The organism is Vibrio sp. JCM 18905 (genome assembly GCF_055393305.1).
In genome coordinates this window covers 666292-682193 of record NZ_AP043880.1, presented here as the reverse complement: position 1 = coordinate 682193, position 15902 = coordinate 666292, and the positions used below count along the sequence as shown (strand labels likewise).

General features: G+C 46.0%; 14 protein-coding genes. 2 read left to right on the top strand and 12 right to left on the bottom strand.

Features of this window, described 5'->3' with window-relative positions:
• Window positions 1-116: 116 nt before the first annotated feature.
• The gene (rlmD, locus tag ACZ5ZC_RS19895; protein ID WP_464932215.1) at window positions 117-1436 is read right to left on the bottom strand and encodes a 23S rRNA (uracil(1939)-C(5))-methyltransferase RlmD; all 1320 of its coding nucleotides are present in this window, start codon (window positions 1434-1436) and stop codon (window positions 117-119) included.
• Between the two features lie 192 nt (window positions 1437-1628).
• On the opposite strand from rlmD, the gene barA reads away from it, so the two are divergent.
• Entirely contained in the window at window positions 1629-4427 is a 2799-nt protein-coding gene (gene barA, locus ACZ5ZC_RS19890; protein ID WP_464932214.1) for a two-component sensor histidine kinase BarA, read from the top strand.
• 69 nt (window positions 4428-4496) lie between these two features.
• On the opposite strand, the gene acpS is transcribed toward barA, so the two are convergent.
• The 11 genes from acpS to rpoE form a co-directional block, all read right to left on the bottom strand.
• Window positions 4497-4877: a holo-ACP synthase gene (acpS, locus tag ACZ5ZC_RS19885; protein WP_301610318.1), complete on the bottom strand. Its 381-nt coding sequence runs from the start codon at window positions 4875-4877 to the stop codon at window positions 4497-4499.
• Between the two features lie 10 nt (window positions 4878-4887).
• Window positions 4888-5622: a pyridoxine 5'-phosphate synthase gene (pdxJ, locus tag ACZ5ZC_RS19880; protein WP_005384579.1), complete on the bottom strand. Its 735-nt coding sequence runs from the start codon at window positions 5620-5622 to the stop codon at window positions 4888-4890.
• Entirely contained in the window at window positions 5619-6350 is a 732-nt protein-coding gene (gene recO / locus ACZ5ZC_RS19875; protein WP_006743310.1) for a DNA repair protein RecO, read from the bottom strand. The genes pdxJ and recO overlap by 4 nt, the downstream gene beginning before the upstream one ends.
• A 115-nt stretch (window positions 6351-6465) precedes the next feature.
• Window positions 6466-7428 (bottom strand): GTPase Era, encoded by a 963-nt coding sequence (gene era, locus ACZ5ZC_RS19870; protein ID WP_006743309.1) that lies wholly within the window; start codon window positions 7426-7428, stop codon window positions 6466-6468.
• Window positions 7421-8098 (bottom strand): ribonuclease III, encoded by a 678-nt coding sequence (gene rnc / locus ACZ5ZC_RS19865; RefSeq protein ID WP_005393907.1) that lies wholly within the window; start codon window positions 8096-8098, stop codon window positions 7421-7423. The genes era and rnc overlap by 8 nt, the downstream gene beginning before the upstream one ends.
• 20 nt (window positions 8099-8118) lie before the next feature.
• On the bottom strand, window positions 8119-9018 hold the full coding sequence (lepB, locus tag ACZ5ZC_RS19860; RefSeq protein ID WP_104974801.1) for a signal peptidase I: 900 nt from the start codon (window positions 9016-9018) through the stop codon (window positions 8119-8121).
• Window positions 9019-9122: 104 nt separating this feature from the next.
• Window positions 9123-10916: a translation elongation factor 4 gene (lepA, locus tag ACZ5ZC_RS19855; protein WP_005393909.1), complete on the bottom strand. Its 1794-nt coding sequence runs from the start codon at window positions 10914-10916 to the stop codon at window positions 9123-9125.
• A gap of 158 nt (window positions 10917-11074) precedes the next feature.
• A complete protein-coding gene (locus ACZ5ZC_RS19850; RefSeq protein WP_005384575.1) occupies window positions 11075-11545 on the bottom strand; it encodes a SoxR reducing system RseC family protein in 471 nt (156 codons plus the stop codon).
• Entirely contained in the window at window positions 11542-12507 is a 966-nt protein-coding gene (rseB, locus tag ACZ5ZC_RS19845) for a sigma-E factor regulatory protein RseB (protein WP_005393918.1), read from the bottom strand. Before rseB ends, ACZ5ZC_RS19850 begins: the two co-directional genes overlap by 4 nt.
• A complete protein-coding gene (locus ACZ5ZC_RS19840) occupies window positions 12504-13130 on the bottom strand; it encodes a sigma-E factor negative regulatory protein (protein ID WP_046875100.1) in 627 nt (208 codons plus the stop codon). The genes rseB and ACZ5ZC_RS19840 overlap by 4 nt, the downstream gene beginning before the upstream one ends.
• Window positions 13131-13156: 26 nt before the next feature.
• A complete protein-coding gene (rpoE, locus tag ACZ5ZC_RS19835) occupies window positions 13157-13735 on the bottom strand; it encodes an RNA polymerase sigma factor RpoE (RefSeq protein WP_005380946.1) in 579 nt (192 codons plus the stop codon).
• Window positions 13736-14288: 553 nt separating this feature from the next.
• On the opposite strand from rpoE, the gene nadB reads away from it, so the two are divergent.
• The gene (nadB, locus tag ACZ5ZC_RS19830; protein WP_031780368.1) at window positions 14289-15902 is read left to right on the top strand and encodes an L-aspartate oxidase; all 1614 of its coding nucleotides are present in this window, start codon (window positions 14289-14291) and stop codon (window positions 15900-15902) included.

Genomic DNA, 15902 nt, shown 5'->3' with positions numbered 1-15902 from the left:
TCCTAATTATTATATTCGTGTGGTTTGACTAACACCGTCCAGGTTAGTTCTTTTACCTGCGCGTAAACGCTGGCTTTATGACCACCCACCACAAATAAGGGGCCAAAGTCCTAAAGTTAGGACTTTTCAAACAATGCCATCGATTCTAGATGACTGGTATGAGGGAACATGTCCAGCATACCTAATTTAGTTAATTTATAGCCTTGCTCCATCAAGCTTTGGCTGTCCCTAGCAAGGGTAGCAGGATTACAAGAAACATAAACTACACGCTGTGCGCCAAGCTCAGAAACTTGATCGATGATCCCACTTGCCCCCGCGCGTGCTGGGTCTAACAGCACTTTATCAAACTGTTCTGCCGCCCAGACCTGCCCTTCAAAATCTTGCTCAAGGTTAGCGTGATAAAATTGCGCATTATTGATTTGGTTCAAGGATGCATTATTTGTAGCTTTTTCGACCATCTCTGCAACACCCTCGACCCCAACTACGTGCTTAGCTAACTTCGCAATCGGTAAACTGAAGTTGCCTACGCCGCAGAACAAATCTAACACTCGGTCACTCTTTTGCGGGTCTAACCACTCAACCGCTTGCTTGACCATTTTTTTGTTTACGGCTTGGTTCACTTGAATGAAATTATTTGGCGCAAAAGGAATTTTCACGCCAACCTCTTGATAAAAAGGCATATCACCTTCAACAAGGTTTAGCTGATCTGTTGCTGGCATTAAGTACAGCGATGCATTACGACGTTTTGCCAGCTCCATTAGAGATTGAGTTTCACTCGCTGTCAGAGCACTCAAGTGACGCAACGTAATACACGGCCCATTATCACCAAGTACCAGCTCTACATGGCCCAATTGCTCCGGCTTTTTAAACGCTTTTAGTGCTGAATAAATCTCTGGAAGCAGAACGTTCAGTTCCGGCGCCAGCACTGGGCAGTCAGTCACTTGCGCGATTTGCTTACTCTGCTTTTTACGGAAACCAAAATGTAGCTGACGTGTTTTTTTATCGACAAATAAGCTCACTCGCGCACGACGACGATAGGCCAGTGAATCCCCTAATAATGGCGCATCAAGCTCGATATCATTGCCTGAAAATTTTCGCATCAGCTGACGCAGTGTTTGCTGTTTGTACGTCAATTGTTGGTCATAATCTAGATGTTGCAAATCACAGCCGCCACACTCGTGGTAATGCGGACAAAATGGCTCCACGCGAGTGTCACTCGGCTTGAGAATCTTAATCAGTTTACCGCGAGCAAATTTACTTTTTTCTTCCACTAATTGTGTGACGACTTCTTCTCCCGGCAATGCGCCATCAATAAACAGCGGTTTTTTCTTTAGGTAAGCAATACCTGCGCCGTGGTGATCTAAACGCTCCACTTGCACCGCTTGATGACGAGTATTGAGTTGGGTTTTCTTTTTCGGTTGAAAGATGCGTGCCATGCTCTATGCCTGATTTATGTCTAATTGCTCTTCGGCTTCACTATTCTTGATTGCAGCCGTTGTGTGATTCGAGTGACTTGATTATGCTTACCGTTTATTAGGTGACGTCACTTCTTTGCTCAACGCCTTATCGTGCGCTTGAGAAATAATGCGTTATTTTCCCATATCCAGACTCCGATGTAATTAGATAACATGACCAGATATGGCTTACGAGCACGTGTAATTACACTGACTCTCGCTCCCACTCTCATCATTGGTTTATTACTGAGCGGTTTTTTCTCATTTAATCGCTACCAAGACCTTGAGAAACAAGTTATCACCACTGGTAACAGCATCATTGAGCCGTTAGCAATTGCCAGTGAAACTCATCTACTATCAGAAAGCCGAGAGGCGGTACGTCGCTTGATAAGCTACGCCCATCGCAAAAACTCTAAACTGGTTCGTAGTATCGCGGTGTTTGATGAACATCATGAGCTCTTCGTGACATCTAACTTTCACCCTAATTTCGAAGCCTTGATGTTCCCCAAAAATAAACCGATCCCGCAACTGGGCAATTCGGAAATCTACGAAAACTCACTGATATTGCGCGTACCTATTTTGTCCGAGGGTCACTATTTAGCTGAGCTGTCGAACGAAAGCCAAGGAACCAAAGCAATTGGTTATATTGCCGTTGAGTTAGATCTCTCCTCTTTAAGGCTGCAACAGTATCAAGAAGTTTTCTCTGCTTTTTTAGTTCTTATACTCGGTCTTGGCTTGGCAAGTGTGTTTGCTTCACGTCTGATGCACGATGTTACCCAGCCTATCACCCACATGAAGAATGTCGTTGACCGCATTCGCCGTGGTCACTTAGACGTGCGTATCGAAGGTAAAATGCACGGTGAGTTAGACCAACTGAAAAACGGTATTAACGCCATGGCGGTATCGCTATCGGAATATCACGTGGAGATGCAGCACAGTATAGACCAAGCCACATCAGACTTGCGTGAAACGCTTGAGCAGCTAGAGATTCAGAACGTTGAGTTAGATATCGCGAAGAAACGCGCGCAAGAAGCGGCCAGGGTTAAATCTGAGTTCTTGGCGAACATGTCGCACGAACTGCGTACTCCGCTCAATGGGGTTATTGGCTTTACTCGTCAAATGCTTAAAACGCAGCTTTCTAACAGCCAAACTGATTACCTACAGACGATTGAGAAGTCGGCGAACAATCTACTGAACATCATCAATGACATTCTCGACTTCTCGAAACTTGAGGCGGGTAAGCTAGCGCTGGAAAACATTCCGTTTGATTTCCGAGAAAGTTTAGAAGAAGTTATTAACCTACAAGCCACGAGTGCACATGAGAAAGGGTTAGAAATCACCCTAAAAGTGGACCCTAAAATTCCACCGGGTTTAGTTGGGGACCCACTACGTATCCAGCAAATTTTGACGAACTTAGTCGGTAACTCAATCAAGTTTACCGAGCGAGGCAACATTGATGTTAGTGTTGAAATGCGCTCTCAATCTGGGGACTCCGTCGAGTTGCAGTTCATGGTGCGCGATACCGGCATTGGTATTTCTGAACGTCAGCAAGCGCAATTATTCCAAGCATTTAGCCAAGCGGATGCCAGCATTTCACGTCGCTACGGCGGCACTGGGTTAGGTTTGGTTATCACGCAGAAATTGGTAAGCCAGATGGGTGGCGAGATCAGCTTAACCAGTCGCTTACACCAAGGTTCGACGTTCTGGTTTACGGTGCGCTTGCACTCAACCGAAATGCCAATGAGCGAACTGATTGAAGTGGAGCTTCTAACGGGCAAACAGTTGCTGTTGATTGAACCAAACATGCAAGCCGCATCCGTAACCCAACAGATTCTAAGTCAAGAAGGTATCTTAGTAACCTACCGCTCTTCGCTACCGAAAAACGAAGAACAATATGACTATGTATTACTGAATTTAGCGGCGAATCAAACGCATGATGTAGACGTCATTACACCTTGGATAGAACAAGCGAAACGCATGGCTCCGAGTGTGATCCTAGGGACGCCGAGTACCGAACTGGCACTTGCCGACCAAATTATGACAGAGCATCACGTCCAATGCCTGACGAAGCCATTGTCTCGCCGTAAACTGCTACAAAGCCTGATTAGCGAACATGTCGAATCACCACCAACATTGAGTGCTCCAATTACGCCAAGCGAAGGGGAGCGTTTACCTCTGACGGTGTTAGCGGTGGATGATAACCCAGCGAACTTGAAGCTGATTTCCGCTCTGCTTCGCGAACGAGTAGAAACCGTCACCGCCTGTAGCAATGGCCAGCAAGCGGTGAACCTTGCGACGGAGAAAAAGTACGACTTAATCTTCATGGATATCCAAATGCCACAAATGGATGGTGTGACCGCTTGTCAGCACATTAAAGAGTTGGAGTTAAATAAAGACACGCCAGTGATTGCGGTAACTGCGCATGCCATGGCGGGTGAAAGAGATCGCTTGCTCTCGGCAGGAATGGATGACTACTTGACCAAACCTATTGAAGAGCATGTGCTACAACAGGTTTTGGTTCACTGGAACCCAAATGCTTGTACAGAGAGCATTGGCAAAGTCGCCCCTTCATACGTTGATGAGCCTGAAGGGAGCGCGCCACAATCCGTTTCTTCGCCTCAGCAGGATGTGATTATTGATTGGCAAGCTGCCTTAAAACAGAGCGCGAATAAAGAAGATCTAGCCAAAGACATGCTGCGCATGTTGGTTGAGTTTATCCCTGAAGTAGAAGCAGTCGTTGACCAAGCTCTGGAGCAAGAAGATATCTCCCGTGATGACCTAATTCATGTCATCCATAAGCTGCACGGCAGTAGCTCATATTGCGGAGTGCCTAGGCTGAAATCACTCTGTGCGACGCTTGAGCAAGCACTGCGCTCAGGGATCAGTCTTGAGGAGGTTGAGCCTGAAATGTTCGAGCTGCAAGATGAAATGATTAAAGTCACAACGACTGCAAAATTATACCTTGAACAGTAATCTGCTCGAGAGACAAGAAAGCCAGAGCATCTGCTCTGGCTTTTTAGTATTTTGTTTAAGACTTACAAGCTAGGATTCAAAAATGACCGTCGCCACAGCGTAATGACGCTCATCGGAAATGGACAGGTGAATGTGGTTAACGCCCATCGCATCCGCTATTTGCTTTGCTGTGCCCGTCAATGCGAGCACTGGTTTTCCAAGCGCATCGTTCGAGATGGAAAAATCGTGAAACGTGACCCCTTTCGCGATCCCTGTCCCCAATGCTTTTGAGGCCGCTTCTTTGACCGCAAAGCGCTTAGCAAGATAACGGCCTTGCAGCTTAAGCTGTGAAAATTTAGCCATTTCTTCTTCTGAAAGAATACGCTGAGCAAAAGACTCACCACTACGAGCTAACGCTTTTTCAATACGCTCAATTTCTGCAATGTCGGTCCCTAACCCTATAATCGCCATCTAGATAACCCTATGACTGGCGTGCCTCAATCATCAGTGCTTTCATGTCCGCAACCGCTTTATTCAAACCATCAAATACCGCGCGACCAATGATTGAGTGACCAATGTTGAGTTCGTAAATTTCTGGTAATGCAGCAATTGGCGCGACATTGTGATAAGTCAGGCCATGCCCGGCATTAACAATAATACCTAGGTCATGAGCATAACTCGCACCAGCGGCAATCTTCTTCAGTTCTGCTTGCTGTTCGTCTTCTGTCGTCGCATCAGCATAATGACCAGTGTGTAGCTCAATAAACGGAGCACCACACTTTTTCGCCGCTTCAATCTGTTGACGATCAGCATCAATAAAGAGTGAAACTTTAATGCCTGCATCTGTCAGCTTTTTCGTCGCAGCTTTAATTTTTTCAAGCTGCCCCACAACGTCCAAGCCACCTTCCGTCGTCAGTTCTTCACGTTTTTCAGGCACTAAGCACACAAACTCTGGTTTAGTTTGCAGCGCAATCTCAACCATTTCGTCCGTCACAGCCATCTCTAGATTCATACGCGTTTGAATGGTTTCACGCAGAATACGTACATCACGGTCCAAAATATGGCGACGGTCTTCACGTAAGTGAATTGTGATACCATCCGCGCCTGCACGCTCAGCAATTTCTGCAGCGTGAACAGGATCAGGGTATTTTGTACCACGTGCATTACGTAGAGTGGCAATATGGTCGATATTGACGCCTAAATAAATTGAGCTCATTTTCCGTTACTCCGTGCTCTGGGGGTCTGAATGAAAAATTCACGACTTTTTAAAGGTTTGCCGCCAAGATACGGCTTTAAGGCTATACGTGTAAAGCGTTTTGCCGCTTTTAGCTGCTCTTTAGTGACGAACCGCCGCTCACTGATAGCAATCAGTTCATTCCCTAAAAACGTGAGGTTATCGCGCCTAACCGAAGCTATGAAGCCTTTTTGTTCCCGGTAACGATACGTCATCTCTGGGTCGACGGGCTCGCCAGTACCTGCACAGTGCAAGAAATCCACGCCATACCCCATAGAAGAGAGCAATGCTAACTCAAAACGACGCAGTGCTGGCTCAGGGTTCTCGTTGTGTGCCAACTCTGTTAACGCATGCAAATAATCATGAAATAGCGCTGGCATTGGCACTTCAGCCATCAAGATACGGCCAATCAGTTCATTGACGTACATGGCTGAGTAGAGATTAATGCCCGTTAGCGGTAAGCCTAGGCTTATCGGCTCGGCTTGACGCAAAGTCTTCATCGAACCTTTCCCCGACCATTTAAGTAACAGCGGAGTAAAAGGTTGCAATGCGCCTTTTAAGTTCGAACGCTTACTGCGCGCGCCTTTGGCCATTAAAGTCATTCGACCATATTCCTCACTGAATACATCAAGGATTAAGCTCGATTCACTGTAAGGGCGGCGATGTAAAACAAAGCAGCGCTGTAAACCTTCGGAAGACAGATTACTCATCTAAGTCATTGTGCCTAAAAAGTGTGAAATAAAAAATAAGGAGCCGAGCGGCTCCTTATTTTAATCGATACTAATTTTTCATCGATGTTGGAGCGAAGCATCTTCGCAGCCAAGATTATAAATCGTCGATATAGCCCAACGAGCGCAGTGCTCGTTCATCGTCAGCCCAGCCAGATTTCACTTTTACCCATGTTTCTAGGTAAACCTTACGACCGAACAACTCTTCCATATCTAAACGCGCTTCACGACCAATGGTTTTGATCTTCTCGCCACCTTTACCAATCACCATTTTCTTCTGGCCATTACGCTCAACAAGAATCAAGGCATTGATGTGGAAACCGTCGGTTTCTGGGTTGTAATCAAAACGTTCAATCTCGACCGTTACCGAGTATGGCAATTCTTCACCCGTGAAACGCATTAACTTTTCACGCACAATTTCAGATGCCATAAAGCGCTGGGAGCGATCAGTCACGTATTCTTCTGGGAAGTGGTGCGTTGCTTTAGGTAAGTGATTACGCACGTGCTTACGCAGTACATCAATGTTCTTCCCTTGCTTCGCAGAGATAGGCACAACGTCCACGAAGTCCATCTTCTTAGACATCTCAGCCATGTGTAGCATCACTTCGTTACGATCTTGCACGTTGTCGACTTTATTGACACAAAGCACAACTGGGAAGTTCGATTTTTGAAGCTTAGTTAGCACCATCTCATCGTCTTTGGTCCAATGCGTACCATCGACTAAGAAGAACACTAGGTTTACATCACTTAGAGATGAGTTAGCCGCACGGTTCATCAGGCGGTTAATCGCACGCTTTTCTTCAATGTGAAGTCCTGGCGTGTCAACGTAAATCGCTTGGTAATCGCCGTCCGTGTCCACGCCCATAATGCGGTGGCGTGTTGTTTGTGGCTTACGTGAGGTGATCGAAATCTTCTGACCCAAGATTTTGTTCAGAAGTGTCGACTTACCTACGTTTGGGCGACCAACAATAGCAATAAAGCCACAGTGCTGGTTTTCTGGCGAGCTTGGCTCACCTTGTGATGCGAAAAACGCATCGATATCGAATTCGTTATCAGCCATTTGTTAATTGCTCAAGTGCTGTTTCAGCGGCCGCTTGTTCTGCCTTGCGGCGGCTGGTGCCTTTCCCGATTACAGGCTTGTCCACACCTGCTACTTCACACTCAACCGTAAACTCTTGGTTGTGCGCTTCACCTTTAATATTAGTCACTGTGTACACAGGCAGCGGTTTTCTTCTGCCTTGTAGGAACTCTTGTAGGCGAGTTTTCGGATCTTTTTGTGAGACGCCAGGTTTAATGGCTTCAAGGCGTGAGTTGTACCAACTCAGTACAATGCCTCGCACGACTTCAAGATCGCTGTCTAGGTAAATTGCGCCAATAATGGCTTCAACCGCATCGGCTAAAATAGAGTCTCGGCGGAAACCGCCACTCTTCAATTCACCTGGACCTAATTTTAAATAATCTCCTAGATCGAATTCACGACCCAGTTCCGCCAATGTATGTCCACGAACCAAAGTAGCACGCATACGGCTCATGTCACCCTCGTTCACTTTCGGGAAACGATGGTACAGATCATCAGCGATGACAAAACTTAAAATTGAATCGCCCAGAAACTCAAGACGTTCATTATGCTTACTGTTGGCGCTGCGGTGAGTCAGCGCCAAGTTGATAAGCCCGGCATCTTGAAACTGGTAGCCGAGCTTTCTCTCTAGTTTATCAATTGGAGAATTCATACTCTCTCGATATAAAATGGTTAGTGAATACCACCGATGCGGTTAAAACGCACACCAGTTGGAATCCATGAAGGTAGAACGCTATCTGCGCCACGATCAAACTCGAAGCTGATCCAAATGGCGACAGCTTTGCCGACTAAGTTTGCTTCAGGAACGAAGCCCCAGTAACGGCTGTCAGCACTGTTGTCACGGTTATCACCCATCACAAAGTACTGACCTTGTGGTACAACCCACTCTGTCGTGCCGCTACGTGGGAAGTATTGCTCCACACGGTTACGAACAAGAGGGTTAACCAAAACATTGTGCTCCACGTTACCCAATTTTTCATCCAGTTGGATCATTGGAATACCGTTCGAGCTAAACTGACTTTCTTCAACATTGCTCAGTTTAACTGGTTTACACGCCGATTCACCTTGGCTTTGCACGCAAAGCTGCTTATCACTTGAATAACGCACGATATCACCAGGCAAACCAACAACACGCTTAATGTAATCCACACTTGGTTGTGGCGGGTATTTGAATACCACGATATCACCACGCTCAGGTTTACCTGTTTCAACTAACTGCGTGCGCCATACCGGATCTTTCAAGCCATAGGCGTATTTTTCTACCAAGATAAAGTCACCCACCAACAAAGTCGGCATCATTGAGCCTGATGGGATTTGAAATGGTTCGTAGATAAAAGAACGTAATACTAAAACGAACGCAATCACAGGAAAAATTGAGACGCTATTTTCAACCCACCAAGGCTGACGCTCAACTTTTTGCAAGGTCACTGCATCCAAACCATTAGACGTCTGAGCTTGAATCTCCGCCAGTTTTTCCTGACGCTTTTTCGCGAAAACCAGCTTTTCCAATAGCCAAACCACGCCAGTTACCAAAGTCGCAATAACCAGCATCAGTGAGAATGTATTCGCCATTAAATTCCCTTATCTAAAAATACGAAAGTGAAAGAGCCGAAACCCTTTCACTTATTTTAATATCTAACGTCTTAAGACCGACAAGTGTGAGACAAAGTTCAACTTTAGTCTTTACCTACGTGAAGGATGGCTAGGAACGCTTCTTGAGGCAGCTCAACGTTACCGATCTGCTTCATGCGCTTCTTACCTTCTTTCTGTTTCTTCAGAAGTTTCTTCTTACGACTTACGTCACCGCCGTAACATTTCGCGATTACGTTCTTACGCAGCTGTTTTACAGTTGAACGTGCGATAATGTGGTTACCAATCGCTGCTTGGATTGCGATATCAAACATTTGGCGAGGGATAAATTCTTTCATCTTCTCTACCAGCTGACGACCGCGAGTCTGAGACTGGTCTTTGTGTGTGATCATCGCCAATGCATCAACGGTGTCACCGTTCAGAAGAACGTCTACACGTACCATATTCGAAGCTTCAAAACGCTGGAAGTTGTAATCCAAAGACGCATAACCACGAGATGTCGATTTCAGACGGTCGAAGAAATCCAGTACCACTTCTGCCATTGGAATATCGTAAGTCACGGCAACCTGGTTACCGTGGTAAACCATATCGACCTGAGTACCACGCTTTTCAACACACAGCGTGATCACGTTACCTAGGTACTCTGAAGGTACCAGGATATTACAACGAGCGATCGGTTCACGAATTTCTTCAATATCATTGATCGCTGGTAGTTTGGCAGGGCTATCAACGTACAGCAGTTCACCATCAGTCTTTTCAACTTCGTAAACTACCGTTGGTGCCGTGGTGATAAGATCTAAGTCGTATTCACGCTCTAGACGCTCTTGGATAATTTCCATGTGCAGCATGCCAAGGAAACCACAACGGAAACCAAAGCCAAGTGCCGCTGAGTTTTCTGGCTCGTAGAATAGCGATGCGTCGTTTAGGCTTAATTTGCCCAGCGCATCACGGAAGTTCTCGTAATCGTCAGAAGATACCGGGAACAGACCTGCGTAAACCTGAGGTTTTACTTTCTTAAAGCCTGGTAGCGGTTTTTCACAGCCATTCTTAGCCATAGTCAGCGTATCACCAACTGGTGCACCAAGGATGTCTTTAATACCACAAACCACCCAACCTACTTCACCAGTACGAAGGATATCGGTATCTACTTGTTTTGGCGTAAAAATACCAAGACGGTCTACACCCCAAACTTGACCCGTGCTCATCACTTTGATCTTGTCGTTCTTCTTCAGTTCGCCGTTTTTAATACGTACTAGAGAAACAACGCCAAGATAGTTATCAAACCATGAGTCAATGATCAGCGCTTGTAATGGCGCATCTGGGTCACCTTCCGGTGCTGGAATCGCTGATACGATGTTCTCTAGAACGTCATCAACACCGATGCCTGTCTTCGCAGAACAGCGGGTTGCTTCCATTGCATCGATACCAACGATTTCTTCAATTTCTTCTGCCACGCGCTCAGGATCGGCTGCTGGTAGGTCAATCTTGTTCAAGATTGGCACAACCTCTAGATCCATCTCAATCGCGGTGTAACAGTTAGCCAGTGTTTGAGCCTCAACACCTTGACCCGCATCTACAACCAATAACGCACCTTCACAAGCCGCTAGAGAACGTGATACTTCATATGCAAAGTCAACGTGCCCCGGAGTATCGATGAAGTTCAGCTGATACGTTTCACCGTCTTTAGCGGTGTAGTTTAGCGTCACACTCTGAGATTTAATGGTGATACCACGCTCACGTTCAAGATCCATAGAATCCAGAACCTGTGCGGCCATTTCACGATCGGTTAACCCGCCACAAACTTGGATTAGACGGTCTGATAGGGTCGACTTACCATGGTCGATGTGGGCGATAATCGAAAAGTTACGAATGTGCTTCATAGATTTAGGGTGACTAACTCTTTACAAATAGGGACAGTAAGAAACGCCATCTACTGACGGCATTTCAATCAAGTTGGCAGATTCTACCGAATTTCGTTAACGGGCGCACGTAATTTAAAGTACATACCCAAATAACCTTAAGTGGAGGGGGACAGCGCTTACTGGATTGGCTCCCCAAGTACCCTAACAAGGGTAACTTGGCGCTTGGATTCATCCTCTAACGGACGAGAAACACGTTTTGCGATCCACATTCCACCAGCTGCAAATAATACTGATGCCAATATGATGATACCTTCCCCGCCCGCGGTCAGCGGCGCTAATAGGAAGTGACCAAACATCGCACCGATAATCAAACCAAACAACGGCAGTAAATAAACCGCCATTGCTGATTTTATCAGGCTCGACTCAGGAAAGCCTATCTCAACGACTTGACCTATCTTCACTGATTTATCCGTGCGCAGGTGCCAAGATAAACTCTTGTTACCAATGGCTTTAGTCACAACGCCCGTTCCACAGCTTTTCTGTGAAGAGCAACTACTGCAACTGGTCTGCTGTTCGCAGCTTAAATCAATTTCGTATTGTTTACCGCGACGATGTACGTCTGTCACAGTAGCCAACGCGGTCATCATTGTTGTTTACTCTTTGTTACATTAAATGTGACAGATTGGGCGATACGTTGTGCTGTGGTCGGCGGAATGTCTCCAACTACGGAGATTTCATGTTGACCGCTCACAAAACTATGCAGCGTTCTTCGGCCTTGGCGAACCAACTGACCTTTTAACGAATGCTCATCTTTGTTTGCTACGTAAACAGAGAAGCTAAACAGACCATCAGAATACAGCTGACTCTCCACCATTTGATTGGTAACAGCCATGCGGTAGCGGTTCAGCTCGTTCGGTTCGAAACCTTCAGGGATCCAACCTACCTGCCAATTGCTGGTTCCAATATCGCCTTTTGGCATGGTGAGAACAGCTGGTAATTGAACATCTTGTAGGCCACTCATTAACTCTGCGATTTTTGGATTCACTGTGTAAGAAATAGTGCGATATTGTTCAAGCATCTCACCATCACGGTCCACAAGGTCGGCACGTAACGGCAATTTACTCTTTTCATCGATCCATAGTACGTATGAATAGCGCAGACCGTCTTTAGGGACGACACGCAGCACTTGTGTTGCTACACCTGCTTCACGAGCTCTACCCACTTTTACATAGTCGTAATACAAGTTTAGCTCATCGATATTGGTATTGAGCATAGGCATGGTCGGAGCGACCATTTTACCTGACTCGATGGTGAATGGTTCTAAACCCGTTTCGATATAGCTTACTTCTGTGCCGCGACGAATCACTTCGCGTACAGGGCCACTTAAATAGACAAGATGAGCATATTGATCGTCACCATGCGTCGCATGACGATACAGCAACGGCTCAATGCTGTTCTTTTTGATAAGGATATAAGAGAGTTCGTAACTTAAATTCTTACTCGCCTCGCTCATTTGATGCAATAAAGCCTCCGCTGGCTTATCACCAGCAAAGGCTTGAGAAGACATCATACTGAACAGAGCGCAAGCGCTGATCAGAAATTTTTTCATTCAATATCCGGATTCAGATTTGCATCTTGTTGAGATGCATCACTGTTAATTCGTAACTGCAATTCGTAGTCTCGCAGCATAGCATGAACACGCTTACGTTGCTCTTGCATATTTGCTTCACCTACAGAACGCTCAACAGACTCACGAGTTAAACTCACAGGCTCTGCGCTGCCAGCAAACGGAACTGTCTGCAACACAGGCAATTGGTCTGTTTGCGGCGACATTGAATCGCTACCACCGTACTGCTGTACACCTAAAATAACGACAAGCGATACACATGCAGCAACAGCAACTTGACCAAACTGTGTCAACCAACCTGGCAACTGACGTTTTGCTTTTTGCGGTTCTGGTTGCGACTCTTTTGGCGTATCAGCAATTGAGATAACATTTGCACCGTGCGAATCAAACGCACGATGTGCAGGTTCATCTTCTAACGCTAACGCCACGCTTTCAGCAATATTCCACTCAGGTTTTGCTGGCGCTTCGCCTCGCATCACATCACCAATCAGGTGATAGTTCTGCCAAGCATCACGGCTCTCTTGGTCTTGCTCTAACTCTTGAATTAAAGCCTTATCGACCAATTCTCCATCCATGAGAGCTGAAAGTTTTTCTTTGTCAGCCATTATTTTCACCATAGTTATTACTTGTACTAGCGTTGCAAAAGAGGTCTGATTTTCTTTTCCACCGCCTCACGAGCACGGAAGATACGCGATCGTACCGTTCCTACCGGGCAATCCATCACTTCTGCAATTTCTTCATAACTCAAGCCATCGAGCTCTCGTAATGTCATTGCGGTTTTTAAATCTTCAGGTAAAGCTTCGATTGCACTGAACACCACCCGTTGCAATTCTTTGGACAACGTTAAGTTCTCAGGGTTCGATATTTCTTTAAGTGCACTACCTGTTTCGTAAAATTCAGCATCTTCAGCATCGACATCTGTCGCTGGAGGTCTACGCCCTTGAGCAACAATGTGATTTTTCGCAGTATTCACTGCAATGCGATACAGCCACGTATAAAACGCACTCTCCCCACGAAAGCTGGGAATAGCTCGGTAAGCTTTAATAAACGCTTCTTGTGCTACATCTGGTACATCGCCAGGATTACTAACGTATCTGGAAATAAGATTACATACCTTATTCTGGTACTTTGTTACCAACAGGTTGAATGCTTGCTTATCGCCATTCTGAACTCGCTCAATCAATACTTGATCGGTCAGCTGCTCGTTCATTCGAGCGGATACTCCTATTTGTTATGCCCCTACTCTTCTCAGATATGGGTACTAATTATGCAAAACGTAGTATTGACACCACTGCTTACTTGAGCACTATTGTGACCCTAACGTGAATGAGAAAGTTCCATGGTTTCTCAAGTTTTTTGTCATTGTTTTTTCACAGTGTGATGTCTATACCCAAATGACCACCTTTGCCTGACTTTAGTCTAAGTTTGACAAGCGAGCATCTTGAGGGGAAATGGGTATAATGAATGATCTCTGTCCCAGATTGTGCTGGGTCGAGCATGGAAAAGCAATGGCATTGACAAACTATTACTTTTCATTTGCATGGCTAATGGCTATCTGAACACCGCGTTACAAATATAACTTAGGAAGCATGCTCATGCTCTGCATGAAAAAGAAGAGTGGCTCAGTCACCGCAGTAACACGGATGTCGATAGGTCTCCCAACTTAGCCCTTAGCGACAGGTGTCGCGATAATGGAATGCACATGGTGTGCAAATAATACACAAGGTGACTTTGTTACCTTAGCTTGGGATTATAAAAGTTATATGAACACAAATCGTGAACATGAGTGTGATGTGTTAGTGGTAGGGAGTGGCGCGGCTGGTTTGTCGTTGGCTTTGCGCGTTGCTAACCACTGTAAAGTGATGGTGCTGAGTAAAGGGCCACGCAGCGAAGGGGCGACCTATTATGCCCAGGGTGGTATTGCTGCTGTATTTGATGAGTCAGACACCATTGATTCACACGTTGAAGACACGCAAATCGCCGGCGATGGTATTTGTGACGAAGATACCGTGAGGTTCATTGCTGAACATTCAAAAGAGTGCGTACAGTGGTTGATCGACGGTGGTGTCCCATTTGATCGTGAAGAGGATGACTCTGACGATGAGCCTCGTTATCACTTAACTCGTGAGGGTGGCCATAGTCGTCGTCGTATTCTTCACGCGGCAGATGCAACAGGTATGGCGATGCAAACCTCTCTGCAAGATAACGCTCACAACCATCCAAATATTCATGTTCTCGAACGCCACAATGCGCTGGACTTAATCACCGAAGACAAAATTGGCGGTGATAAAAACAAAGTTATCGGTGCTTATATTTGGAACCGCAACGAAGAGCATGTCGAAACCGTGCGGGCCAAATTTGTGGTTCTCGCTACAGGTGGCGCTTCAAAAGTTTATCAATACACCTCTAACCCAGATGTGTCGTCTGGTGATGGTATTGCGATTGCTTGGCGTGCAGGGTGTCGTGTGGCAAATATGGAGTTTAACCAGTTCCACCCGACGTGTTTATACCACCCCGAGGCGCGTAACTTCTTGTTGACCGAAGCGTTACGTGGTGAAGGTGCTTACCTGCGTCGTCCAGATGGTTCTCGCTTTATGCCAGATTTCGATGAGCGTAAAGAGCTTGCTCCGCGTGACGTCGTGGCTCGTGCTATCGACTTCGAAATGAAGCGTTTGGGTGCCGACTGTATGTACCTCGACATCAGTCACAAACCTGCGGACTTTATTACGAAACACTTCCCAACTATTTACTCACGCTTGATGGACTTGGGCATTGATATGACCAAAGAGCCAATCCCAATCGTACCTGCTGCGCACTACACTTGTGGCGGTGTCATGGTGGATAGAAATGGTTGCACTGATCTGAAAAATTTGTATGCGATTGGTGAAGTTAGCTACACCGGGCTGCATGGTGCTAACCGCATGGCATCAAACTCACTTCTCGAATGCGTGGTTTATGCTTGGTCTGCGGCAAAAGATATTCTAAAACATCACACTAACGTGGAGCTTCCTTCACAGGTGCCATGTTGGGATGAAAGTAAAGTGACCAACAGTGATGAAGAAGTGATCATTCAGCACAACTGGCACGAACTTCGACTGTTTATGTGGGACTACATGGGCATTGTACGAACTGACAAGCGTTTAGAACGCGCCTTGCGCCGTATCCAACTGTTGCAACAAGAAACGCATGAGTACTACAGCAACTTCCGTGTATCGAACAACTTATTAGAACTGCGTAACCTTTTACAAGTAGCAGAGCTGATGGTTCGTTGTGCGATGCAGCGTAAAGAGAGTCGAGGTTTGCACTACACGCTTGATTATCCGAACCAACTGGAAAACAGCGGACCAACGATTTTGGTTCCAGCTAAACAGCTTTAA